This window comes from Prevotella sp. PTAC, assembly GCF_013166535.1.
Lineage (GTDB): Bacteria > Bacteroidota > Bacteroidia > Bacteroidales > Bacteroidaceae > Prevotella.
This window is the reverse complement of record NZ_JABKKK010000012.1, coordinates 12,560-38,198: the sequence shown is the minus strand read 5'-3', so window position 1 is coordinate 38,198 and position 25,639 is coordinate 12,560. Positions and strand designations below refer to the sequence as shown.

Below are 25,639 nucleotides of genomic sequence, written 5' to 3'. Positions count from 1 at the left end.
TTTACCTTTAAAAGTGCTAATAAAGTAAAATAAAACATTAAAAGGGGTGCTTAATCATCGCAGATGTTTATCTTTGCATAACAGTTGAATAACTTAATACATTAATAAATATGCAGAAGAATAATCTATTATTACTTTCCGCGGCATCGATGATGCTGCTTTCAACGTCATGCTCCTCAAAGCTCGGGGCGCTTTCGGCAGACAATTTCAAGGTCGTTCCCGACCCGCTGGAAGCCCATTCCGGTCAGGTGCCTGCCACGATAAACGGTATGTTCCCCGAGAAGTACATGAAGAAAAAGGCTGTGGTGACGGTAACGCCCGAGTTGCGATATGCCGACGGCATGGTGGCCCGGGGCGCGAGCGCTACGTTCCAAGGCGAGAAAGTGGAAGGTAACGACCAGACAATATCATATCTCGTGGGCGGAAACTACACGATGAAGACCAGTTTCAAGTACGTTCCCGAAATGCAGAAGAGCGACATGTATCTCACTTTCAACGCCCGTGTGGGCAAGAAAGAGGTAGAGGTACCTGCGGTTAAGGTGGCAACAGGTGTCATAGCCACGTCAGAGCTGTGCAAGACGACAGTGCGCACGGCCGAGAGCAGCATAGCTCCCGACGCATTCCAGCGTGTGACACAGCAGAAGCAGGAGGCCAACATCAAGTTCCTCATCCAGCAGGCCACACTACGCAAGAGCGAGCTGAAAAACAACTCGGTGACCGAGTTTGTCAGACTGCTCAAGGATATAAACGACAATCAGGAGGGACTCATTCTAAACAACGTGGAGGTATCGGCATACGCGTCGCCCGACGGAGGCTTCAAACTAAACGAGAAACTGGCCGACAAGCGTCGCCAGACATCGGAGAAATATGTGCAGCAGCAGTTGAAGAGCGCCAAACTTGACGCTCCGGTGGACGGCGGCTATACGGCACAGGACTGGGAAGGATTTCAGGAACTGGTCAAAGCGTCTGACATACAGGACAAGGACGTGATACTGAGAGTGCTCTCGATGTATAAAGATCCCGAGGAGAGAGAACAGCAGATAAAGAATATCAGCCAGGCGTTCCGTGAGCTTGCCGACGGCATTCTGCCGCAGTTGCGCCGCGCGCGCCTTACAATCAATTACGAGGTTGTAGGTCGTGATGACGAGCAGATCATGGCACAGTTGTCTAAAGACGCCAAGCAACTCAGCGTGGAAGAGATGCTTTATGCCGCCACTCTGTCCGAAAACCCCGCTGAGCAGGAAGCCATCTACAAGAAGACCACTGAGATATATCCCAATGATTGCCGTGCATACAACAACATTGCGGCAATGGAAATGGCAAAGGGTAACAACGTGGAGGCAAAGAGATACATAGCAAAGGCCACGGCAATCAATGCCAACAGTGCCGAGGCTAACATAAATCTCGGACTCATGGCCTTGCAGGAAGGAGACCTGAACGCTGCCGAAGGATATATAGCAAAAGGCACGGGAGCAAGCGGATATGCCGAGGCGCTCGGTAACCTGCATCTTGCGCAAGGTAACTATGCACAGGCTGAGCGCGACTTCGGCAAGGTGAGCTCCAACAGTGCGGCACTGGCGCAGATACTGAACAAGAACTACGCTGCCGCTGCCACCACGCTGAACAACGTGAAGAATGCCGACGCCATGACATCGTATCTTAAAGCGGTGCTCAACGCTCGCCAAGGCAATAACACCGAAGCGGCAGCCGCACTGCGCACTGCTGTGGCAAAGGATGCCTCGCTGGCCAGGTATGCGGCCGCTGATCTCGAACTAAGGAACATCAGCAAATAAGGAAAAATGCGGTTTACCGGATTTTTATTGCTCACCCTGATACTGGTTTCATGCGGTGCCGAGAGCGGACGTTTCCGTATCGAAGGCCGGTTCAGAAACTTGAATCAGGGTGAGTTCTATGTATACAGCAGGGACGGGGCGGCCGACGGCATGGACACGATAAAAGTCGCCGACGGCCGTTTTGCGTATGAGACGGACCTCGAAAGACCCGCCACATTCGTCATCGTGTTTCCCAATTTCTCGGAGCAGGCGGTGTTCGGAGAGCCGGGAGCCACGGCTACAATCAGCGGCGACGTGTCAAACTTGAAGGAAATGGAGATCGAGGGCACGGCCGATAATGAGTTGATGACCGATTTGCGCATGCGGATTAACAAGTTGTCACCGCCGGAGATTACCGCCGCCGTGGAAGAATTCGTAAGGGAAAATCCGTTGTCGTCGGCCGCTATGTATGCCGTGGAGCGATACATCATCATGAAAGGGACGCCCGATTACGGGAAAGCGTATGAGCTGACCGCCCTGATGATTAAGGCAAATAACGCCAACCGTAGGCTGGCCGCGCTCAACAAGCAGTTGAAAAGCCTGCAAGCGGCGCGGAAAGGCGGCAGGCCGGTCGACTTCCGTGCCACGGATACGGACGGAAAGATAGTGGACAGGGCGATGATGGACGGCAAAGTGAACATCGTCTGCCTGTGGGCGTCGTGGAATTACGACAGTCAGGCGATGTTGAGGCGGATAAAAGGATTGAAGAAGAAGTACGGGGCGGACATGTCTGTGATGAGCATCAGCGTCGATGCCCGGGCCGCTGACTGCAACGCCGCGCTTGAAAGAGACTCCGTAGACTGGCCCAATATCTGCGACGGCCGTATGTGGGACTCCCCTGTGATAAGCAGCCTGGGACTTTCCACCGTGCCGGGCAACATTGTGTTCGATGCCAAAGGCAAGGTCATAGCCTCAAACCTGACCGCCCGTGAACTGGAAGAGAAAACCGAATCGATACTGAAATAAAACACGATAATGCTTGTAAAAACATACTGTGCGGCGGTGCCCGGACTTGAAGCCATAACCGTCACCATAGAGGTCTGCATGTCACGAGGGGTGATGTATCACCTCACGGGGCTTGCGGATGTCGCTGTCAGGGAGAGTCACGACCGCATTGTTGCGGCTCTTCAAAACAACGGATATAAGTTTCCGGTGGCTGATATAACCGTGAACATGGCGCCGGCCGACATCCGCAAGGAGGGAAGCGGCTACGACCTGCCGTTGGCGATAGGCATATTGGCGGCCAACGGGAAGATAGACGCCTGTCGGCTCGGTGATTATATGATGATAGGGGAGCTGGGGTTGGACGGGCGCTTGCAGCCTGTGCGCGGAGCGTTGCCCATAGCCATAAAGGCCAGAGCCGACCGTTTCAAAGGGCTTATAGTGCCGAAGCAGAACATACGGGAAGCGGCCGTGGTGAACAATATCGACGTGTACGGTATGGAAAACATCACCCAAGTCATAGCATTCTTCAATGGTGACACGTCGGTAGAGCCCACCGTGACGGATACCCGCAAGGAGTTTTATGAGCGGCAGAGTACTTTTGAGCTTGATTTTGCCGATGTCCGTGGACAGCAGAGCGTGAAACGGGCGCTTGAAGTGGCCGCCGCCGGCGGTCATAACCTGATAATGATAGGCCCGCCGGGCAGCGGCAAGTCGATGATGGCCAAACGGTTGCCGTCGATACTCCCGCCGCTGTCTCTCTCGGAGAGTCTTGAGACAACGCAGATACACAGTGTCGCCGGCAAGCTCAGCCGTGACACGTCCCTGATTACCCAGAGGCCGTTTCGCGCTCCTCATCATACCATATCGCAGGTTGCTCTTGTCGGTGGCGGGCACAATCCCCAGCCGGGAGAAATTTCGCTTGCCCATAACGGTGTGCTGTTCTGCGACGAGTTGCCGGAGTTCAACCGTACGGTGCTTGAAGTCATGAGGCAACCGCTTGAAGACAGGCATATAACAATAAGCAGGGCAAAATATACGGTGGAATATCCATGCTCGTTTATGTTCGTGGCTTCGATGAATCCCTGTCCGTGCGGGTATTACGGCGACCCGACGCACCGCTGCGTGTGCTCTCCCGGACAGATACAGCGATATATGAACAAAATCAGCGGACCGTTGCTTGACCGCATAGACATACAGACGGAGATAACGCCGGTGCCGTTCAGCGACATATCGAAGGGAGAACAGGGCGAACCGTCGGCCGACATCCGCGAGCGCGTCATTGCCGCGCGCCATCTTCAGGAGCGGCGCTTTAAAGACTTTAAGGGCATACACTGCAACGCACAGATGACCGAGCGCATGATTCATCGGTATGCGGAACCCGATGCGTCGTCGCTCGATATGCTCCGCATGGCAATGGAGAGGCTGTCTCTCTCAGCCCGGGCGTACAGCCGGATACTCAAAGTGGCCCGGACAATAGCAGACCTCGAAGGGTCGGCCGATGTATTGTCGCATCACCTTGCCGAGGCCATCGGATATAGAAATCTCGACAGGGGCGACTGGGCAGAGAGGGGAGTGTAAGTTTAATACATGTGGGCATTGCGGTAGGCACCCACCTGTATACGTAAAGTTAAAACATCATCTATATTTGCCAAACAGCCATGTACGGCGTGCAAGAAAGCCTTTTTAATTTTCTATTTTAATACTGTCGGGCCTTTATTGATAAAAACTGTTTGAAAAGTTGCGGGAAATGGCATACCTGCAAATTGATTATGGCTCCCACTGTGAAAAATCACATTATGTTCCTGCTCTTGATGATAGGCAGCCCGAAAGCGCCTTTACCTATTTGCAGGTGATATCGTGTTCCGGTTCGTATCCTGTTATATTGTTTCAGGCTTATTTGCATCTCTTTTGTCCGGCCGTTGTCAAACTTTACTGTCATGTAATACACGTAATAAGTCTTTCCGCTTGAATATACCCGTCCACGTATGCGTCGTGTCTGTTGGCGTTTCCTGCTGAACTTCCGCTGCACGGTAACTTCTTCCCGGTGTTCGGACGAAGCGTCTTCAATATAGTAATTTCCCGCCAATATGACAAAGACGATGAGGCTGGCCGCCGTGATGGCATGCGCCGTGGCCCGTACCCATGTCTTTGTTGATGGGAACATGCGTTTCCATATTTTTTTTGTCGGTAGCCACAGGAGCGCCGTGCCCGCTGTCGCAATGGCGAGAATGGGTGTCCAATCGGTGAGTGTCTGATGATAAATCATAATGTTCCATGTATTCAGGCACACAAGAACGATTATTCCCGTAATTGTTATTGTTGTAGAAGACATTGTTTTTATAAAATATGACCTTTTAGGCAAAGTTACTCAAAAGCTGGCTTATTATTGCCTGTTTAATTCGTTTTTTATCGTCATGCGGCCATTTCGTTACGATATAACATGAAGCCATATTACTTTATGACGATGTTTTTTGTGATGTAAGGCACAGCCTGTATTGCCTGGTAAAAATTGCCTCATCATGGTAGTGATAGGCCCTTGACCGTTTTAAGCATTTATATTGCAGGTCGGTAATAAAAAACAGGCGGCAGTCATTTGGTGTATGGGATATTTTGCGTAATTTTGTTTTCCGATAACATAGCTGACATTACATTAATTTATGATAGACGAGATTTTGAATTACAACAGGGAGTTTGTCGCCTCAAAGGGGTATGAGAGGTTTGTCACGTCGAAATATCCGGACAAGCGTATTGCCATCGTCACTTGCATGGATACCCGGCTCGTGGAACTGTTGCCGGCGGCATTGGGGCTTCGCAACGGCGATGTGAAGATAATAAAGAACGCCGGAGGTACGATTGTCAATCCGTTTGACTCTACGATGCGGTCGCTTCTGGTGGCCGTATATGAACTCGGAGTAAACGAGATAATGGTGATAGGGCATACCGGATGCGGAGTGCAGGGTATGAACGCAGCCGAGATGCTTGACCTTATGCGTGAGCGAGGCATCAGTGAGGAGCATATCACTTTGATGCGCCATTGCGGTATTGACCTTGACGGATGGCTTCACGGATTTGAAAACAGTGCCGATGCCGTGCTTGAAACCGTCGATCTTATAGCCAATCATCCGTTGATGGCGGCCGATATTCGCGTGGCCGGTTATATAATGGACTCTACCACGGGTGAGCTTACAACCCTGTGAACGCGGTGTCCGACCGTTGCATGATGAACGTTTGACATAAAAATGCGGGCGTACCGATTATTAGTACGCCCGCATTTTTTTATGTCGTTTTTTTTATTTGTATATCTTCTTCTCCACTTTGCAGCTGCCGTCAGAGTAGATACGCTTCTCGATTACGAGCCCTTTGGCCGTGTTCACGATTTGTCCGTTTGCATTCATGCGGATGACGGAAACCGGAATGCCCGCTTTGTCATTGTCGGATATTTGTCCGATGCTGTCTTCCTGCATCTTCTCCGCAGCGAGTCTCAGTTGTGCGTGCACGTTGTAATATGCAGGTTTGGCTTTCAGGTTGCTGTCGAACATCAGCGGTTGGTTCTGTCTCCATGAGTGATTGTCCGATATACCCCATATCAGCATCGACGGGCAGTTCTCGTTTCTGAGGAATACTCGCGTGATGGCTCCGTATTCTTTTGCCTGTATGTCGAGAGCGTCCGACGCGTATGGATTGGCCAGTGCAATGTCAAGTTCGGTGATGATGCACTTCATGTCGATGTCGGCGTAACGTCTGATGTTCTTTTCCAGTTTTAGCGTGTCAAGCTCTCCGGTAGTCAGGTGGCATTGCAGTCCGACACCGTCTATCGGCAGTTTCGACGCTTTCAGTCTCTTCACGAGGTTGAAGTATGCCTCGGTTTTCGTGCCGCCCATGAACTCGGCGCCGTATTCGTTGATGTAAAGCTTTGCCTGCGGGTCGGCCTGATGCGCCCATACGAATGCCGAGTCGATGAACTCCTCGCCGATGTATGTCGCCCATATTGATGGTCTGAGCTTGTATGCGTCGGGGTCTGTGCGCACGATGCTCTGGTCGTCGTCGAGCACTTCGTTGCATACGTCCCATTCGCGGATTCTTCCCTTGTAGTTGCCCACCACGTTGAAGATATGGTTCTTCAGTATGTCAAGCAACTCGCGTTTGGTGAAGTTATGGTCGTTCTTCTTTCCGTCTTTGCTCAGCCATGTGGGAACCTGCTGGTGCCATGCCAGTGTGTGCCCTCTCACTTCCTGGTCGAATCGGTCGGCCACCCACATCACCGCGTCAGAACCTCCGTAGTTGAAGTTGCCCTGACTCGGTTCCGTGGCGTCGAATTTCATCTCGTTCTCACCTACGATGATGTTGAACTCCCTGCCCGCCAGTCCGGCTTCACCGTCGTCGCGGCTGCAATCGTAGCGATAGCTTGCCACGGCCATACCGATGTTCTTGCCGAGCTTCTGTGCGTATGTGCGCAGCGGGGTGTCGTCAGTCATGTCTGCCGTCCAGTCGTCATCCGGATACTCGCCTTTGTTACCTGTGTCGTCGTCATCATCTTCCACTTCGCCCTGGCCGCTGTAATCCAGCGAGGTCACCTTTGCCACCACGCTGTAAGAGCCGTCGGTATTCTCGCGCTGCTCCACGACCCATGTGTAGTCTTTCGGATATCTGAACCGGAAGCCCCAGTCGTTACCCTGTTTCTTCGTTGCGGTGAGCAGTGTAATCTCATCGTTCACCGTCAGTTTGGCATCTTCTGTGAGCGCTATTGTCAGGCGTGGCATTTTCTCCGATGTCTCGAAGTCCTGTGTCTTGTTGTTGTATGCCAGTGTACCCTTTATGTCGAGCAGGTCGTGCTCTTCGGTGTTCTTGACTCTGCAAATGATGTTTGCCTCCGGGTGTAGGGTTATGTTTACGTCTGATGCCGCCGCGTAGTTGGCGATGTGCAGAGTGCCCGGATTCTTGGTGCCGGGAGCTACATTGCCGTATACCTCTGTCTGTGCGGCCACGTTTCCGTTGCCGGCCAGTGTAGTACCCTTGAACACGAACACAGTGCCGCTGCCGCCCACGGCTCCGCTCTTTTTGCCGGATTGTGCCGCCGCCGCGTCGTTGTCGATAACCAATGTTCCGTCGAGCAGGCGTATTCCGGCACTGATGTTATTGTCGTTGCCGGTGATGGTGTATGTACCCTTGCCTTCCTTTATCAGTCCTATCTTGTTGCCCTCGTTTGACGCATATATCTTTCCTGCGAGAACGGCATCGGTATTGTTTGCGCCGATAACGTAGTAGGAGTTGGCCGAGCTTTTCTTATAATATCCGTCGAGCACGCTTCCCTCTTCCGTGTTCAGCTCACCTATTCTGATGCCTCTTGTGCCCGACTCCACGGCTATTGTCGCTCCATTGTGCAGCACCACTTTCTTGTCGGCGAATATGGTGTTGCCGCGAGAAGCCTCGATATTGTCGGGTTGGAATGTTCCGCTGCTCAGCAGCAAGCCGTAGAAACCGCAGTTTGCTTCCATTCCTTTGTATGGGAACACGTGTATGTCGCCAGTCATGGCATTCCACTCTGGATATGTGGCGCCTTTGCTGTTAGCCGTTCCTATGTATGAGCGTTCGCCTCCGGCATAGATGTTCAGCGTTCCGCCACCTGCCACTTTGCCGGTCCACTCCGAGTAACGGGATGTGCGGACGTTGGCCGTCTGCCCGACAGGGATGTATATGTTGTCCGATATGTTCTTGTAGGAGCTTGACGAGTTTTTGACGCAATAATCGAGTGTCTCTCCGTCTTCCGGGGTGATGTAGTCGTCCAGCTCTCCCACCAGTTGTATGTTGTCTATGTAGAAGTCTGAATTGTTGTGGTGTATGCCGAGGCGGATTACGCCAGAGTTATTGTCTTCGGCCACTTCTTTCAGAGTATATGCCTTGGTCTGCCATTTCCCCTTGTCGCCTTGGTGCGGGTAACCTTCGTCACGGTATACCTCTTGCGTACCGATGAAGGCGGCAAACTGTTTCCAGTCGTCAACCTCTTCGGTGCTGCGGTAGAGGTCGTATCTCACTGTCTGGTAGCGGTCTGTAAGCGCTTTGCCCCTCAGCTCTGTGGGCAATATGAATTCGGGATGGCATCCCCAGTCTTTCAACACGACGTGCAGTACCTTGTTGTTCGGGTTTGCCGGGTCTGTTTCCACTTTTGCCGTCGACGCGATCTCTCCGTCGCCGTTTCGCCATAATACCCATTCCGTGCCTACTGCGTAGTTCTCGAAGTCACATACTGTCAGCGGTGCGGCATTGCTATTTCCACACCATGCCGCAAAGACAGCAGCGACCATGCCAAAGAATTTTCTTCTCATGATTTAAATATGATCCTTTTTATTAGTAATATTTATAATTCAACCGTTCATAACGATATCAAGGCTACAAAGTTACTTGTTTTTTCTCAAAACGCAGAAATAAGCGGTGAATAATCATTGTGGAAGGCAAATATCCGGTCTCGATAAAATGAAGGTGTCGGTATACGTGGCTTTATTGTTGTCTATGGCGGACGGTTGTCATGCAAGCCATTCGCTGATACGTTTTCTTACCAATGAGGTCTCACTGAGAATACGTATGAATTCTTTGGCGGCCGCCTTTCTGTAACATCCTTTCAATGTCTGCACGGAACCTTCCATCCTGCATCGTTCGTGACAGATTGGAATGGCTTTAAGGTCTTCCGCGTCTTCGGTGGCCGAGCCGGATAGTATTGTGCATATACCGGTGTTGCGGACAATGCGCAGAAGCGGTGTCACCTCGTTCATCTCTATATGCACGTTAAGCTCGGCGTTGCCATCGGGCAATATGCTCTCCAACACTTTGCGCGCTTGCAGTCCTTTGGCCGGCAATGCTATCGGATAGTCGGAAAGGTCGGTGAGCGATATGCTTTCTTTTCTGGCCAGAGGATGGTCCTTCCGTGCGATCACAGACAGGCGGTCTTCAAAAAGGATATGCGATTCTATCTGCGGATAGTGGCCTTGCGGCCGGAAAGACAGCACGAAGTCCAGTTCTCTCTTCGACAGTCTTTCTATCAGTTCGGCCATGGGCATGTATACCACATTCAGGCGTATCTCCGGATAGCGTTTGATGAAGTCTTTTATGGTCTCGTGCATCACCATGTTGAACGAGTGTGTCACTCCGATGTTCAATGTACCGCATTTCATGTTTTTCAGATCTTCCATGCGGTTGGCGCAGTCGTCGGCTGTCTGTATGGCTCTCTCGGCAAATGGGAGCAGTTCCTTTCCCGGTTCGGTGAGTGTCACTTCGTGCGAGTTTCTGAAAAACAGGGCGCAGCCGAGCTCGTCTTCCAGTTGCTTTATAGTCTGCGAGAAAGTGCTCTGTGTGACGCATGTGGCGCGTGCGGCCTCAGAGAAATTCAGTGTTCTCGCCGCCTGTATAAATGATTTCAGGTGTCTTAGTTCCATGTATTAATGGTCGTTTCTTAGGTTTTTCTATGTGCAAAGATACATCGTTTTGCTCAAAAAAACTTTCGTCCGGCATTTATAATGTCATTTTAACTTTGTGTCCTGTGGGGAATATTTGCCGATGCAGAATATGGGCACGGTCACTCCGATGAACATAAGTACGATGATGCAGCAGCATAGAAAGCCGTTGTAGTTCAGTTGATATAGGTGGTGCATGAAGTCGTTTTCCGAAGCGTGGCGTATGCAGAGCAGGAAAGCTTGTATCGTGCGGTAAGCGTACATGCCGGGAATCATTGGCAGCAAAGCCGGAAACGAGATGCTCTCGGCCGGGGCTTTCCTGTGTGATGATAGAGGCACGGCCAGCAGGCCGATAACGAGGCTGCCGATAAAACTTGCCGTAATGACGGACATGTCGAGCCTGTCGGTCAGCAGTGTTCTCGTGCCGTGGCCTGCGGCGGCAAGCAGGGCGCAGTCTGAAAAGTTTCTGACAGGCACATTGCTTATACTGCCGAAACCGATGGCGGCAATCGCCGCAAAGATGCAATCTTCTAAAATGTATGTCATCCTTATGTTTGTTTACATGATGTTGATGTTCATTATCAATAAGCAGAGGTATAACCCGGCAGACAGGCAAATGGTGGTGATCGAGGCTGTGATGAACCGGCTCATGGCGCAGATGTGGTGACCGTTGATCAGGTCGCTCACGGCATTCATGTAATGTATTCCCGGCACGAGGTAGAGCACACTTGTGGCCAGTGCTGTATCTGGAGTGTCGCTCCAACTGAAAACACGTGCGGAACACGACATTACGGCAGATATGCAGCTTGCGGCTATGATGGATAGGCGTGGGTCGATATGCCACTTTCTGTGCAAGGCGTCTTTGACGTAAAAACCGCAGGCCGTGGCAACGAGCACTATGAGCATTGCCATGCCGTCGCCTCCGAACAGGCGGCAGAACGATGCATTGGCGAGCGAAGTGAGGGCGGTCACTGCCGGAAAAGGTATTCTTGGCGTGCCTGTCACTTTTCGGTATAGCATGATTGCCGTGCCGAGCGGCAGATGTCGCTCACGGCAGTGGAGGCTTAGTTTGCTTAGCGCTTTCACTGTGGAATAGTTCACGGCGCATAGGCATGTAGCCTTGCTCCTGACGATGATGCTGCCTGCCGCCTCGTCTTTTACCACTACTTCCACGTGGCGCGGATAGATGTTCACTTCCGTCTCGCTGCCGTATGCCTCTGCCATGCGTAGAACGTTTTTCTCTATCCTTACCGTAGTGGCTCCGCATTCAAGCAGTGTCGCGGCATAGTCGCACAGGAATGTTTCAAGCTCATGCCTGTCGGTGGTTGTGTGTTTAATTGTCGTCATCGTCTGTTGAATATATGGTGTCGTTGTCCCATGATATGAGATGGTGTTTCTTGTTCAGTGAGTTTAATTTTTTGCACACTGTGTCGCCGAATGCCACGAAAGCCACGAAAATGAGGCATCCGTATATTGGCAGCGCTTCGTAGGATAGTAATATAGCTGTTGTCATAACTTATCGTTTTTTATATTCATCCGGCAAAGTTACGGCATGATTGTCGGGCGGAAAATGATTTGGATGCGTTATTGTGAATAGCGGCTATCGGTAAATGGTATATAAGGAGGTATTTATTTGTCTTTTAATTATATTTTAAGTAATTTTGTCTTCCTGTAAAATCAAAAGTATAGGAATGGATAATATGTTTTCGGATGGTATAGAGGTCATCGTGTTTGATGCCGATGATACGCTTTGGGACTGTCAGTCGCATTTCGAGAAGGTAGAGCGCCGCTACTGCGAGTTGCTCTCGTCGTATGGTGATGAGAAGACGGTGGCCGGCGAATTGTTTCGTACAGAGCGGGATAACATGGCTCTGCTCGGCTATGGCACCAAGGCTTTCACGCTGTCGCTCATAGAAAATGCAGTGCGGGTCAGTGGTGGAAAGGTGTCCGGTGATGTGGTCGGAGAGATTGTGAGGATGGGTAAGTCGCTGTTGTCCATGCCGGCAGTGCCGCTTCCCGGAGTTTACGATGCGTTGGCCCGACTGTCCGGTTACCGTATGGCAGTGTTCACCAAGGGCGAGCTTCTCGATCAGGAAAATAAGTTGCGCCGTTCGGGACTGGCCGGTTTTTTCGAGCATGTTGAGATTGTTTCTGACAAGACCGAGCGTGAGCATGCCGCTCTGTGCGATCGTCTCGGCGTCGTTTCTGGGCGTGTTCTCATGGTTGGCAACTCGTTTCGCAGCGATATAGCTCCTGCGGTGGCTATCGGCGCCCGTGCTGTTCATATCCCGTTTCACGTCACATGGCAGTTGGAAAAGACGGAGGAATATGCCCATGAGCGGATTGTCAGGTTGTCGCACATTAGCGAATTGCCGTCACTGGTATTGTCCGGTCGGTAACATTTGCGAATGTGAGGCGTATGTAAAACAACTGTGAGGCATATATAAAGTGTATTTAAAATGTTAACGGCGCAAAGTCTGATCGTCAGACTTTGCGCCGTTAACATTTTATAGAATACGTAAAAAGCGGGTTATTTGACAAACTTGTGTCCGTCGACAATGTATATACCCTTGCCCACTTTGTTTATATCTGTTCCCATGTACCGTCCGTCAATTGTGTATATATGTCCGTTCCGGTATTCGGTTGCGGTCGTTTTGATGTCTTCTATGCCGTTGATGTCGGTAGGCGTCACAAGAACCTCATCAAGGAAGAAACGGCGCCGGATGGATCTGAGAGTTAATTTAATTTTTCCACTACCTGTAATGATAGTGTTACAATCGTTCCATTGATTTTGTTCCAACCTAAAAGATGTTTTTGCCAATTTCGCGTTTCCATCGCTTACTGATAATACGATTGTTGTTCCGTCACCGGTCCATGGCGCGGCTTTAAACATGAGGGTTGTCTCTCCGTCTATTTCAAATTCCGGTGTGGTAACTTCTCCGTTTCGCGAACTGTTTCCGAACAAAGCACATTTGTCGGCTCCAGCCATGACTGTTGTTGTCCATCCAGTGTTGTCTGGAATGAAAGAATTGTTGCCTACATTCTCTCCGCTCCATATGTTGTCATTTCCTCCGGCTCCACTACACATACTGAACGACTCATAGAAAATGGCTTCATCAGGTTTGTTTATATTCTGATTTTCGTTCTTTTTCACCTCAAACGATACCGTTCCATTGTTATGACGGGCAATGTTGAGAATGGATTTGTCCATATAGTAAGTACCGTCAGTGTTTTTGTTGTATAACATGGTTGACGGTGTGGTGGTAGCCGTGATGCAGTTTACCGAGCCGTAAGGGAACGGGTCGCCGGCAAAATCAGCTGCCGATGTGCTTCCGTCTTTGTTGTCCGCATGGATGATGGTGCACCTTTGGTGATCGTTGATATATGGGTTTGTGGTGCAGTTAACCATGTTGTAACTCCATACGGATTTGTTGAAGTCCACGTGCAGCACGAGCAGTCCCGAACCGTAAAGCTCGCTGTCCCATCCGGTCTGTTGCCTGTTTTCAAACAGGTAATACTCGTTTTTATTTCCTTGATTGTACATTATGTAAGTATCGCCGCCTTCGCCGATTGCTTTCATGTCGGTGATGACGGTGTCGCCGGTAATCTCTATCGGCTGTTTCCATCCGCAGTACATCCGCTCGTAGCTTGTGTATGACGGCGGTGTGAAACCATTGTCGAGATGGCTGCCCGAGTCCATGATGTCCCACACTCCCATGCCGAAGTTACCGCCGTACTGAGTGTCGTACATGTCGGGCAGTCCCATGCAGTGTGAAAACTCGTGGCAGATCACTCCGATACCTTCCGGCTGCGTGTCGCTGCGCATCTCGTTGCTGCATGCGTATGTGTTTATGACGACTCCGTCGAGCTTTATTCCGTAGCCGAGTTGCGACTCGTGGGGCCAGATGGTGTTCTCGTCGCCGCCTGTTGCCTCGCCGCGTCCGGCATAGAGGATGAACACCTGATCCACGGCACCGTCGCCATCCCAGTCGTAATCGGCAAAGTTCACCTGGCTGTCTGCTTGTTGGCAGGCTTCGACAACCATGCTGCGCACGTTAAGGTCAATGGCTCCGTTGTATCCGTTGGCACCGTAATAGGCATATCCCTTTGGCATCGTCATCGGACCAACCACATCGAAGTCGAGTGTGAACTGTCCTTCACTCTGGTCACGGAAATAGTCTTTTACGCTGCCCACGAATCCGTCGTTGCTCGTGAACCCTTCCTCGTTGGCTATTCTGTCGTACAGTGCCTGGTCGTGGCCGGGTTTAAACTTGGTGTCGGCAAACTCCACGAGTATTATCAGACCTTTCTTCGTACCTGTATATGCGGGGTGGTCTCCTCCGATAGTCGCTTTCATCTGGCCTTGTCCGGCTTTTGCCAACATACGTTTTGTATTGGCTTCCTTTCTCAGCTCCATCGCCCTTTCGGCTATCATGGTTTTGTTGGCAATCTCGTAAACCTCGGTTCCTTGTTTCTTTACGTATCCGGTTCCGTCGGCCGCCTGCCAATAGTGTCCGAATTCGTCGCCTTTCAGTTCCACTCTCACTTCCCTTCCATCAGCCAGCCGCACGGTTTTCCAGATGCCGCGCTGTGCCGGAACGGCCATGGCAAGTGTTGCCGTGGCGATGAACGACAGTGTCATCAATAACTTTTTCATGTCATTATGTTCTTTGTTTGTTATGTTATTTTATATTGTAGATATGCTGTTTTCGGTAGTGTGCGCAGCAATTTGCAAAGTTAGTGAATAAAAATGAGAATATAAAGATAAGGGAGTTAAAAGAGAGTGTAAGCCGTCGAAATGGTGAAAGCCGCATTCCGCTAATCTTCAAAAGTCGGCCTCCGGTCGTGTGTCATACCCTCATCACCGCTCTTACGGCAAACCAACAGTGCATCGCCAAAGTGACGAACCTGCCGTAATGGGCTTCCATTATGCGGTAACGCTCTTTCAGGGAACTGCGGCGATGCTTCGTCGACAGGCCCTCCTCGGTGTAGTTTGCTATCGTGGCCTGTACGTTGAGGAGCGGCAGTTGCCTGCTTTCAGCCTCTTTCATCACTCTGATGCACCAGTCTACATCGGCCGAATAGCGGTATCGCAGGTCGTAAGCGATGCCTCTGGCTATGTCCTTTCTTGCGTAGAAAGCCTGATGGCACACGAGCATTCCGTGCCTGAACGATCGCCATGTGAGTCGTTTCGGCGGTGTCAGTCGCCGGCGGCGCAGAAACACCCCGTTGCTGTCCACGATGTCCGTATCGCCATACAATACGGCGGGCAGTTTGCCAATAGCCGCTTTTTTAGCCTTTGCTTTTCTTATGATTGACGATACGGTTGAGGCTTCGGGGTAGAAATCTCCGGCGTTCATGAATACGATGTAGTCGCCGGTGGCCATTGTCAATCCTTTGTTCATAGCGTCATAAAGTCCATTGTCCGGTTCCGACACGATTATTACCCTGCGCCTGTTGTGTATAGTATAGCTGTCTCGCTTGTATTCTTTGGTCATTTTTACGGTTCCGTCTGTCGACGCTCCGTCTACGATGATATGCTCGATGTTGTGATAATTCTGTGTGAGCACGCTCTTTAAAGTGCGTGGCAACGTCTCCTGTGCATTATAAGTGACGGTTATGATGCTTAGTCTTATCATACGGTTTCAGGCTTTGTCGTTTATTAGTCGGTTGTATATCTCTATATATCTGTTTGCCACGGCACTCTCTGAAAACCTTCTCTGCACCTCGTTGCGGAGTTCTTCTCTCCGGATGTCCGTCTTTATGCACCAGTCAATGCCGGCCGCGAGGTCGTCCGTAGATTGGTATTTGGCGAGATAGCCGTTCTTTTTGTGTCTTATTATGTCTGTCTGTCCGCTGTTGTCGAACGATACTGGAAGGCAGCCGCAGGCTTGCGCTTCTATCAGTGTCTGCCCGAATGTCTCATAAAGTGATGATGACACAAGCGTGTCGGCAGCCGAATAAATCTTCGACAGCGTGTCCTCGTCGCTCACGGATCCTGTGTGTTTGTATTCCACGGGCATGTCGTCGAGTATGCTTTTGTCTCTTATCGCTCCGAAAAGCAGCAGGCATACGTCTGTCCTTGCATATCCGTGGCGCTTCACGAGGCATGCCAGTGCCTCTTTCAGGAAATGAAATCCTTTGATGGGTGTATCTATTCGGGCGGCTCCGAATGCTATGACATGTTTTTGGGCGATACCCAGCGCTGTGCGTGATGTTTTCCGGTCGAGCGGTTTGAATTTTGAAAGGGGCAGCGAGTTGGGAATCGTATCTACCGGTTGGCCATGCAATAGCGCGCTCGAGCGTGCCCTGTCTGCCAGCCACCCGCTTACGGCCACGAAATTTATGCGTGCTCCTTCGAGCAGGTCCCGTTTGCGTATGAATGTCCTGTAAGCCAAATCCTTGGTGCCCGGAAACCTCAGCATCGGGCATTCTCGGCATTCTGTGGTGTATTTGCCGCATGTGTGTGCGTGATGGCAGATGGCCGTACACTCCCACATGTCGTGCATTGTCCATACCACGGGCTTGCCTGCCGACAGTATCTTGCGGATGCTTTTCAGCGACAGCATGCCCTGGTTTATCCAGTGCAGGTGTATGATGTCGGCCTCTTTGAACTCCGCCGTCCGCGTGATGTCCATTCCGGCGTCGGCCGTCGACACAGCGAAGAGGTTCTTCCGGCTGAACAGATTATTGGCCCAGATGACCAGCCGCTCGTACAGGAATGCCGCCTTGTGCCTCATTCCGCCGCCGCATTGCGCCACATATAGTGCGCCAGTCTGTTTTTTTGCCACCAGCATGCGTGCCTTTATGCCGTTGTTGTTCAGTGCCTCGGTCAGCCGTCTGGCCGCCACGGCCGCTCCGCCGGTGCATTCACTCGTGTTGACTGTCAGTACTCTCATTGTCATTGTGATTGTGTTTGCAAAGATAGTGTTATTTCTCGAAAGTAGCATGATTGTTTGGCGCTATTTCTTCAATAAAGCGATATGCGTTTTATTGTTTGTGGATTGGATCCCGTGTCTTTGCCGGTATGCGATGCGCTGATATTCGGTGCCAGCTACAAATAAAACGCCGCCGCTTTCACAAGCGGCGGCGTTCGACCTAATGTAAAAGTGGTATTCACCACATTAATTAAAACGAAATGTTTTAATCATTTCCCTTCCGCCCCGCCTCACGCTTCTTATAAACATTCGTTGGCGTGCCGGCCGTTTACTGCCGTGCGTGACGGATTATTGTCATCAACCGTATCCTTAGTCTTCCTCGTCCATGCCCCATACGTCGAAACTTCCGAAAGCATGGTCTTTCGAGCGGTCGGTGTCATTGTTGCCTGACGGGTCTACATCCAATAATGCGCTTGCGGCGAGTATTGGTGAAATTTCTATGTTGAGCACGTATGTTGATGGTTTGATATACTTTTTCATGTCTTTTCGTTGTATTTGTTTGTTGATGATTTGATTTTTTGTTGATAAACTTCTTGCCGTTCTTTATCAGCAGCCCTTTGGCATCTGCCGAAACACGGCGACCCGTGAGGTCGTATACCGGTGCGTCGGCCTCGTATTTGGCAGCGTTGATGTCGCTGATGCCTGTCGTCTCACCGTCGAAAGCAATCTTCACGCCTTTGGCTGCGTTCGTGCCGCTGACGAGCAGATACGCCCTGTTGGCCTTAATCTGAGTGCCGGCTGGTTGGCGGAATCCGGCTACTCCGTCTTTCATTCCGAGAGTGAGCACGGTCTTACCCGGCTCGGCGGCAAGTACGGTTATGTCTGTGTCTTCGGTCACGCCTTTGAGGTCGCTTACCATGACGCCTGTTGATGTCGCTTCTTCGAATGTGAACTCACCTGCCTCATTACTTTTCACGAGCACGCCGTAATTCGCCGGGATGAAATCGAGCGTGATTTCGCTCACGGTCAATGTCGTCTCGTCGGCACTTAACTCGCCCCTGTATGCCGTCACGCCGGCGGGGATAGTGGCGTTATAGTCGAGATAGAGGCTGTAGAAGTCTGTATCGGTGGTGGTGAGGGTGTAGCTTTTGGTAGTATGAGGATATTTTACTGCTATCATGCTTGGATAGAGGACCTGTCCGTTGTCAGTAATGGTAAGTGTGTTTTCTGTTCCTGTATATGTGTATGTCAAGGTCTTTGCTTTTGTATCAACTTTATCTGCATCCTGATTGTTGAAAGACATAGCATTTACCGTGGGTGTTGGTCGGTATATACACTGGCAACACCTTTCCTCCAGCATGAATTCTTAGCTTCATATTGCGTGCCGTTGAGACTTACCTTTCTTGATTTAGTGTCGTTCGTGATGTTTTTTATATTCGCACCAATAACACTTTCAATGGTAACATTCTCCATGCTTGTCCATGTCTTTTCACCTACGGTTTTGTTTGTGTCATCAAGACTCTGCGTAAGTCCGATAGTTGTTGTCTGTGCCCATCCCATGCCGATTCCGCATGCAATGAGCATTAATAAACTCAGTATTCTTTTCATTTTAATTTGTTAATAGATTTATATTATGTCAATTTAATTTCGCGAACAAAGATAGTTAATAATATTCAAAAAAAACAGATGTGAAAATATTTCAACAGAGGGTTCTTTTAACCTTTTTTGCGATACAAATATACTTTCAGCGTCGGGTTGTGTGTTTATCAGGGTTGATGTGTCTCGTGTGTCGGTTTTGCCGGTGGAATATATTTTGCGGCCGTTTGATATAGTTTATCGCTATCGGCCTGGTGCGGTGCGTTGCCGGTGATTGTCGTGAATAATGTTTACAAAAGGTCGTTTATATTTCGATTTTTTTGAAATTAAAAGCCTGTGGGCTGAAATATCACAGTATTTTGCGATTTCGGCAACGGCCTGTCAGTCAGGTGATTATGTTTATGTGGACATGTTTTGACAGTATTTTACCGTGTGAAGGGCACCCCGTCGGGTGTGTTTATATATGGTTTTGGGTCGCGTTTGGATACCCGTTGCGACACAACGGGTATCCAAACGCAATGCAACGGGTATCTAATCATGGAGCAACGAGTATCCCGTTGCAAAAAAATGCCGTGTTTCCGGTCTTGCAACGACAAGTCGGGCGCTTTTTATTTTCTATTTCGTGGAAAAACAAAGTGTTAATTTCGTGACTTTATTCTTACATACATAGGTTCTGTCCTGCTATCGCCTTTTTGTGTCGGGAGTTGGTAAGGCGATAGGTGATGTCATGGCGGGATGTTGTTGCCCGGTATGTTTACTGCCCGGAGACCAGCGGCCACCCGTCTGCCGTCCACTCCATATTGCGGCGAACGAGCACCGGCGCTCCTTTGTCGGTGGTGCTGTATCCGTGGCAGATGAATATGTCCTTGTCTCCGAAATGATACGCCGCACTGTGTCCCACAGCCTCAAACAGGCGTTTGTCTCCCTCGATGACGACGGTGCCGCCACCATCGCGCATGTCTCGTCCATCCCGGTCGAGATACGGGCCGGCCACGTTGCGGCTGCGACCCACCGCCACCTTATATGTGCTTTCCGTTCCGCGGCAGCAGTAGTCCCACGACACAAAGAGATAGAAATATTCTCCGTGGCGGAAGATGAACGGAGCCTCCACGGGATTTTCACGGCCGCCGGTCTTGCGGCGGGCTATCGTGCGGATGCTGTCACGGCTCGCTATGTGCATGGTAGAGTCGAGCGGGGCGAGCTGTATGCCGTCCCAGAAAGAACCGAACGCAATCCATGGACGGCCATTCTCGTCGATGATGAAGTTGGGGTCTATGGCGTTCCAGTTGTCGCGCCCGCCGCGCGAGCACACCAGTGCGCCTTCGTCTTTCCATTGTGTGCCTCCGTCTCCTCTGCCGTCGGGTGCCACGAGCCTTTCGGCCGAGGCCAGTCCTATGGCCGACGTGTTCTTTCCGAATGTGGAGCAACTGTATGCCAGCCACCAGCGGCCCCGGAACCGGATGATGTCGGGTGCCCACACGTGGTCTCTGAATCCGGGCACGGAGTCGTGCGTCCACCCGGGAATGGACCCGAGTACGGGGGTGCGGCTCCACACCGTCCATTCTTTCATGTCTGCAGATGTAGCCAACTGCAAGCCGTGTCCTGTGCTCATCATGTAGTATGTGCCGTCTTGCACGGCCATTACCGGGTCGTGTACCATCGGATTGCATGTCTGTATGCTCTGCTGTGCGGTTGCCGTTGCGGCGATCAGTGCGAATAGGGATAGTGCGGTTTGTCTCATGTATGTATATTCTTAATATAGCAGTAAGGCTCCGGCCGCGGCGCTGTATGCGATCATGTGTATGGGATTGATTTTGAAAAACATGGTTCCGGCGAAGGTGGCCGCGAACAATGCTGTGCTGATGAAAAACCGCCACGGGTTTTCCGAGGGTGTGGAGAAGTTGTCGGGGGTTATGAGCAACAGAGTGGCCGCCCCGAGAAGTCCCACCACGGCGGGGCGCAGTCCGGCGAATACAGACTGTACCGTCGGGGTATGCATGTATTTGAGGAACATTCGGCTGATGACGATCATCAGTATGAGCGATGGTAGAACGAGGGCCGCCGTGGCAGTGAGACTGCCGAGGATGGCGAGCGGCTCGCCAAGTCCGGCGTTGTGTACGGCGGTATATCCGCAGTATGTGGCGCTGTTGATGCCTATCGGGCCGGGTGTCATCTGGCTGATTGCCACGATGTCGGTAAACTCGCTCGTGGTCATCCAACCATGGTTGTGCACCACTTCGGCCTGTATGAGAGACAGCATGCCGTAGCCGCCGCCGAAACCGAAAAGGCCGATGAAGAAGAAGGTGACGAATAGGTCTGTGAAAATCATGATCTTGCGGTTTTGTCGTGTGTGCCGTCAGTGTGCGGGCTGTCTGTTCCGGTGTGCTTGCCGTCTTTCTCTTTGGTCCGGCAGATGTATCTGCCGTATATCCATCCGCCGGTTCCTGCTATGATGATGACGGCTATCGGCGACACGCCGAGTGCCCATATTGCGAGTGCCGACACTATCGGAATCCAGCAGTTGGTGATGCTTATCCGTGCGCTGCGGGCCATGTTGAACGTGGGCACCGCGATTAGCGCCACCACGGCCGGGCGTATGCCTCTGAACATTGCCGCCACGATGGCGTTGTCTTGGAAACGGCGGAAGAACATGGCGATGAGAAGTATGATGACGAATGAGGGCAGGGCGGTGCCGAGTGTGGTGCACACGGCTCCGCGTGTCTTGCGCAGACGATATCCCACGAAGGTGCTTACGTTGATTGCGAACACGCCGGGACAACTCTGTGCTATGGCGATCACGTCCATAAGTTCCTCGCGGGCCATCCACCGGTGGCGGTCCACTATCTCTTTTTCGATCAGCGGTATCATGGCGTAGCCGCCGCCAAGGGTGAACAGTCCTATCTTGAAGAACGTCTTAAAGGATTGTAAGAGCATGTTTTTTTAGGAGAGGCTTTTTTAGGAGTTAAAGGAGCTAAGGGAGTTATGCAGGCCACCGCCTGTGGGGTTAAGGACAATACTGATTATAATATATATAGCTGTTATATGAACTTGATACAACTTTAAGCATTTGTCTTTAACCCCACAGGCGGTGGCCTGCATAACTCCCTTAGCTCCTCTGGTTTCTAAAAAATTATTGTCTTGCTTTTACCCATTCCCTGGCGTTCACGAACGCTTCTATCCAAGGGGTGACATCGTCTGCACGGCGGTCGGCAGGATACCATGCGTTCTGCCATGGGAAGATGGCGCGCTCCAGGTGGGGCATCATGGCCAGATGACGACCGTCGGCGCTGCATATTCCCGCCACGGCGAAGTCGCTTCCGTTCGGGTTTCCGGGATATTCGGCACGGTTATACTTAGCCACTATGTTGTATTGGCTCTCGTCTCCGGGCAGGGAGAACCTGCCCTCGCCGTGAGCAACCCAGATACCGAGTCTGTTTCCGGCCAGTGAACGGAGCATCACACTGTCGTTCTCCGGTATGGCGAGACTCACGAAAGAACTCTCGAACTTGTGCGAGTCGTTGTGTTTCATCTGTATTTGCTTGATGTCGGAAGTCGGTTTGCCATCGAGCAGTCCAAGCTCTACCATGAGCTGGCAGCCGTTGCATATACCCAGCGACAGGGTGTCTTCGCGTGCATAGAACTTTTCGAGCGCCTCTTTGGCCTTCGGGTTGAAGAGGAACGCGCCTGCCCAACCTTTTGCCGAGCCGAGCACGTCGCTGTTTGAGAAGCCTCCGCAGAACACGATCATGTTGATGTCTTCGAGTGTCTCGCGGCCGCTGATGAGGTCGGTCATCATCACGTCTTTCACGTCGAATCCGGCAAGGTAGAGCGAGTATGCCATCTCACGCTCGCCGTTGGTGCCTTTCTCACGTATGATGGCGGCTTTGATGCCGGATGGTGTGCGGCGGTCGGGGTCGATGCCGTATTGCGACAGCCGGCCGGTGAAGTATTTGTTGAACTTCATCTCCAAAGGCTGGTTCTTATAGTTGGCGTATCTCTCGGCCGCGCAGCCGTTCATGCTCTGTTTGCGGTCGAGCAGGTATGATGTCTTGTACCATGTGTCGCGCAGTGCGTCGATGTCGAACTTATGCTCGAAGTCGCCGCATTTCACTGTGATGTTGCGGTCGTCTGGCGTTGAGTAGCCGATCTTGGCAAAGCCTGTTCCGTGCTCGTCCATGAATGTGCGGAACTCCTCTTTATGCTCGTCTGATACTTCGATTATCACTCCCGGGTTTTCGGCGAAGAGTGTCTTTACGATGTCTCCGTCGGTACACAGGTCGTGCAGGTTGATGTGCATGCCGCCCTTAGTGTTGGCAAAGCACATTTCGAGCAGTGTGGTTATCAGTCCGCCGGCGCTGATGTCGTGACCTGCCATTATCCAACCGCGGTTTATCAACTCCTGAACGGCGTGGAAGGCGTCGCGGAAATACTCGGGATTTTTCACCGTGGGGACATCGTCGCCCACCTTGCCGAGACTTTGTGCGAATGCGCTTCCGCCGAGGCGCTGCTCGTCGAAAGAGAAGTCTATGTGGTAGATGGATGCGTTCTTGTCGTTCACCATTACGGGCGATACCACCTTGCGGATGTCGCTTACCTCGCCGCCGGCACTCACGATGACCGTTCCCGGGGCAATGATCTTGTTGCCGTCGGGATATTGCTGGGTCATGGAGAGCGAGTCTTTACCGGTAGGCACATTCACCTGTATGGCGCAGCAGAAGTCGGAAAGGGCCTTGACAGCACTGTAAAGGCGGGCGTCCTCGCCCTCCTGCGAGCGGCAGGGCCACATCCAGTTGGCCGAGAGGCTGAGGCTGTCCATGCCTTCCGGGAGCGGTGCCCACACGATGTTGGTAAGAGCCTCGGCCACGGATAGCACGCTGCCTGCCTCGGGCGAAGCCAGGCCTGCCTGCGGGGCGTGGCCCAGAGCGGTGGCGATACCCTTGCGCCCACGGTAGTCGAGAGCCACCACGCCGCAGTCGCTAAGCGGCAACTGTATCTCGCCCTGGCACTGCTGGCGGGCTATCTTGCCCGTAACCGAGCGGTCGACTTTGTTCGTCAGCCAGTCTTTGCAGGCCACGGCTTCGAGCTGTAACACGCGAGACACGTAAGTGTCCAGTTGCGTGTGTCCGGCTGCCTGTTGGCAACCGTTGTCCGCCTGTGTCTTGTCCGTGCAGTTGTCATAAGCCAGCCGAGCGTAGTTGCGCCGCACCGTGTTGTCTTTCATAATGGTTTTCGGTGAGTGGCCGAACATCTGGGCCACATCGAGGTCGAACGGTCTGATGCCGTCGCCCTGCTCGAATGAGAAGTGGGCGTCGCCCGTAGTCTCGCCGACCACGTACATAGGGGCACGCTCCCGCTCGGCAATCTTACGCACGTCGTCTATGTGTTTCTCGTCGATGAGCAGTCCCATGCGTTCCTGACTCTCGTTGGCGATAATCTCTTTGGAGCTGAGGGTCTTGTCGCCGATAGGCAGTTTGGCCATGTCTATCCGTCCGCCGCACTCCTCGACAAGCTCGCTGAGGCAGTTGAGGTGACCGGCTGAACCGTGGTCGTGGATGCTGACCACCGGGTTGACATCGCCTTCGCACAATGCTCTGACGAGGTTGTAGGCGCGTTTCTGCATCTCCGGGTTGGCACGCTGCACGGCGTTAAGCTCTATTCCGTTTGAGTATCGGCCCGTATCTACCGACGATACCGAGCCGCCGCCCAGTCCGATGCGGTAGTTGTCGCCGCCCACGACAACCACCTTGTTGCCTTTCTGCGGCTCCTTTTTGAGGCAGTCGCGCTTCGTTCCGTAGCCTACTCCGCCAGCGAGCATTATCACTTTGTCGTAAGCGTACTTCTCGTTGCCCTCGCAGTGCTCGAATGTGAGCAGCGAACCGCATATCAGCGGTTGGCCGAACTTGTTGCCGAAGTCGCTCGCTCCGTTGGAGGCTTTGATCAGAATCTGCTCCGGTGTCTGGTAGAGCCATTTGCGTACCGGCAGTATGTCTTCCCAGTCTCTGTCACGGTCGCCCGAGAGCTCGTCTTCCGCGAGTCTCGGATAAGAAGTCATGTATACGGCTGTTCCGGCGATTGGCCATGAGCCTGTTCCGCCGCCCATGCGGTCGCGGATTTCTCCTCCCGTACCGGTAGCGGCACCGTTGAAAGGCTCCACGGTGGTGGGGAAGTTGTGTGTCTCGGCTTTCAGGGATATAACGCTCTCCACGTCCTTGACGGTGAAGTAGTCGCTGGTAGTCTGGTCGGCGGGAGCGAACTGCTCGACGACCGGTCCTTGGGCGAAGGCCACGTTGTCTTTATATGCCGATAATATCTTGTTCGGGTTTTCCTGTGTTGTCTTTTTAATCATAGCGAAGAGGCTCGACTCCATCTCTTTGCCGTCGATGATGAACGTGCCGCCGAAAATCTTGTGGCGGCAGTGCTCGGAGTTTATCTGCGCGAAACCGAATATCTCGGAGTCGGTGAGTGGCCGGCCGAGCTCTTTCTCTATCTTGTGTAGATACTCTATTTCCTCTTTCGAGAGCGCAAGTCCTTCCTGCTCGTTGTACTCTTCGAGGTTGTCCACATGCTTGATGGGCTGCGGGGCGAGGTCGACGGTGAACACCGACTGGTCGAGTCCGTCGTACATGCGTTGCAACATCGGGTCATGTTCGGCCTCTTTCGATTCCACGGGGAAGAACTCTTCTATACGAGAAATGCCGTTGAGATTCATGTTCTGTGTAATCTCTACGGCATTCGTGCTCCATGGTGTTATCATTTCGCGGCGCGGACCGATGAAAAATCCTTCCATACTGTCGCCCTCTACCGGCTCGGCGTTGCCGTACAGCCAGCAAAGCTCATTGATTTCGTCGCTGTTCAACCGATGGTCTGTCTCGGTCGCTATTACGCTCTTCTGCGGAGTCTTGAAAAAAAGAATCATGCCTTATATTTTATAATTAGGGGAAAA

At 51.9% G+C, this 25,639-nt stretch carries 20 protein-coding genes; 5 read left to right on the top strand and 15 right to left on the bottom strand.

Features of this window, described 5'->3' with window-relative positions; translation table 11 throughout:
- The first annotated feature begins 110 nt into the window (after positions 1–110).
- The 3 genes from HPS53_RS10045 to HPS53_RS10035 are packed head-to-tail and all read left to right on the top strand — an operon-like array spanning position 111 to position 4,355.
- Complete coding sequence (locus HPS53_RS10045; RefSeq protein WP_104368527.1) at positions 111–1,793, top strand: hypothetical protein; 1,683 nt, start codon at positions 111–113, stop codon at positions 1,791–1,793.
- Positions 1,794–1,799: 6 nt separating this feature from the next.
- On the top strand, positions 1,800–2,798 hold the full coding sequence (locus HPS53_RS10040; RefSeq protein WP_172205984.1) for a TlpA disulfide reductase family protein: 999 nt from the start codon (positions 1,800–1,802) through the stop codon (positions 2,796–2,798).
- Positions 2,799–2,807: 9 nt separating this feature from the next.
- Entirely contained in the window at positions 2,808–4,355 is a 1,548-nt protein-coding gene (locus tag HPS53_RS10035; protein ID WP_104368529.1) for a YifB family Mg chelatase-like AAA ATPase, read from the top strand.
- A 211-nt stretch (positions 4,356–4,566) separates the two neighbouring features.
- On the opposite strand, the gene HPS53_RS10030 is transcribed toward HPS53_RS10035, so the two are convergent.
- Positions 4,567–5,109, bottom strand: coding sequence for a DUF2500 family protein (locus HPS53_RS10030; protein ID WP_172205983.1), 543 nt, complete (start codon positions 5,107–5,109; stop codon positions 4,567–4,569).
- Positions 5,110–5,434: 325 nt separating this feature from the next.
- Here HPS53_RS10030 and HPS53_RS10025 point away from each other — a divergent pair, with 325 nt between their 5' ends.
- Entirely contained in the window at positions 5,435–5,974 is a 540-nt protein-coding gene (locus tag HPS53_RS10025; RefSeq protein ID WP_104368531.1) for a carbonic anhydrase, read from the top strand.
- A 93-nt stretch (positions 5,975–6,067) separates the two neighbouring features.
- Here the strand turns inward: HPS53_RS10025 and HPS53_RS10020 are convergent, their stop codons facing one another.
- The 5 genes from HPS53_RS10020 to HPS53_RS10000 all read right to left on the bottom strand — a co-directional run bounded on the left by HPS53_RS10020 (position 6,068) and on the right by HPS53_RS10000 (position 11,735).
- On the bottom strand, positions 6,068–9,100 hold the full coding sequence (locus HPS53_RS10020) for an endo-1,4-beta-xylanase (protein WP_253942876.1): 3,033 nt from the start codon (positions 9,098–9,100) through the stop codon (positions 6,068–6,070).
- 198 nt (positions 9,101–9,298) lie between these two features.
- Entirely contained in the window at positions 9,299–10,204 is a 906-nt protein-coding gene (locus HPS53_RS10015; protein ID WP_172205982.1) for a LysR family transcriptional regulator, read from the bottom strand.
- An 84-nt stretch (positions 10,205–10,288) separates the two neighbouring features.
- Positions 10,289–10,768, bottom strand: coding sequence for a threonine/serine exporter family protein (locus tag HPS53_RS10010; RefSeq protein ID WP_172205981.1), 480 nt, complete (start codon positions 10,766–10,768; stop codon positions 10,289–10,291).
- 12 nt (positions 10,769–10,780) lie between these two features.
- Positions 10,781–11,569 carry a threonine/serine exporter ThrE family protein gene (locus HPS53_RS10005; protein WP_172205980.1) on the bottom strand — a complete coding sequence of 263 codons (789 nt, stop codon included), beginning with the start codon at positions 11,567–11,569 and terminating at the stop codon, positions 10,781–10,783.
- The gene (locus tag HPS53_RS10000; RefSeq protein ID WP_172205979.1) at positions 11,556–11,735 is read right to left on the bottom strand and encodes a hypothetical protein; all 180 of its coding nucleotides are present in this window, start codon (positions 11,733–11,735) and stop codon (positions 11,556–11,558) included. The genes HPS53_RS10005 and HPS53_RS10000 overlap by 14 nt, the downstream gene beginning before the upstream one ends.
- A 178-nt stretch (positions 11,736–11,913) precedes the next feature.
- Between HPS53_RS10000 and HPS53_RS09995 the strand changes: the two genes are divergently transcribed.
- Positions 11,914–12,621, top strand: a complete 708-nt coding sequence (locus HPS53_RS09995) for an HAD family hydrolase (protein ID WP_253942875.1) — start codon at positions 11,914–11,916, stop codon at positions 12,619–12,621.
- A 131-nt stretch (positions 12,622–12,752) separates the two neighbouring features.
- Here HPS53_RS09995 and HPS53_RS09990 read toward each other — a convergent pair whose 3' ends face one another.
- The 9 genes from HPS53_RS09990 to purL form a co-directional block, all read right to left on the bottom strand.
- Positions 12,753–14,879, bottom strand: a complete 2,127-nt coding sequence (locus HPS53_RS09990) for a M6 family metalloprotease domain-containing protein (protein WP_172205978.1) — start codon at positions 14,877–14,879, stop codon at positions 12,753–12,755.
- Between the two features lie 193 nt (positions 14,880–15,072).
- The gene (locus tag HPS53_RS09985; RefSeq protein ID WP_172205977.1) at positions 15,073–15,861 is read right to left on the bottom strand and encodes a glycosyltransferase family 2 protein; all 789 of its coding nucleotides are present in this window, start codon (positions 15,859–15,861) and stop codon (positions 15,073–15,075) included.
- A 6-nt stretch (positions 15,862–15,867) separates the two neighbouring features.
- The gene (locus HPS53_RS09980) at positions 15,868–17,121 is read right to left on the bottom strand and encodes a glycosyltransferase (RefSeq protein ID WP_104368557.1); all 1,254 of its coding nucleotides are present in this window, start codon (positions 17,119–17,121) and stop codon (positions 15,868–15,870) included.
- 415 nt (positions 17,122–17,536) lie between these two features.
- Complete coding sequence (locus tag HPS53_RS09975; RefSeq protein ID WP_104368539.1) at positions 17,537–18,403, bottom strand: hypothetical protein; 867 nt, start codon at positions 18,401–18,403, stop codon at positions 17,537–17,539.
- Positions 18,404–18,408: 5 nt separating this feature from the next.
- Positions 18,409–18,708 carry a hypothetical protein gene (locus tag HPS53_RS09970; protein WP_146078617.1) on the bottom strand — a complete coding sequence of 100 codons (300 nt, stop codon included), beginning with the start codon at positions 18,706–18,708 and terminating at the stop codon, positions 18,409–18,411.
- Positions 18,709–19,450: 742 nt separating this feature from the next.
- Entirely contained in the window at positions 19,451–20,437 is a 987-nt protein-coding gene (locus HPS53_RS09965) for a family 43 glycosylhydrolase (RefSeq protein ID WP_104368541.1), read from the bottom strand.
- Between the two features lie 12 nt (positions 20,438–20,449).
- On the bottom strand, positions 20,450–21,025 hold the full coding sequence (locus HPS53_RS09960) for a chromate transporter (protein WP_104368542.1): 576 nt from the start codon (positions 21,023–21,025) through the stop codon (positions 20,450–20,452).
- The gene (locus HPS53_RS09955; protein WP_104368543.1) at positions 21,022–21,630 is read right to left on the bottom strand and encodes a chromate transporter; all 609 of its coding nucleotides are present in this window, start codon (positions 21,628–21,630) and stop codon (positions 21,022–21,024) included. The genes HPS53_RS09960 and HPS53_RS09955 overlap by 4 nt, the downstream gene beginning before the upstream one ends.
- Before the next feature lie 196 nt (positions 21,631–21,826).
- The gene (purL, locus tag HPS53_RS09950) at positions 21,827–25,612 is read right to left on the bottom strand and encodes a phosphoribosylformylglycinamidine synthase (RefSeq protein WP_172205975.1); all 3,786 of its coding nucleotides are present in this window, start codon (positions 25,610–25,612) and stop codon (positions 21,827–21,829) included.
- Positions 25,613–25,639 lie beyond the last annotated feature (27 nt).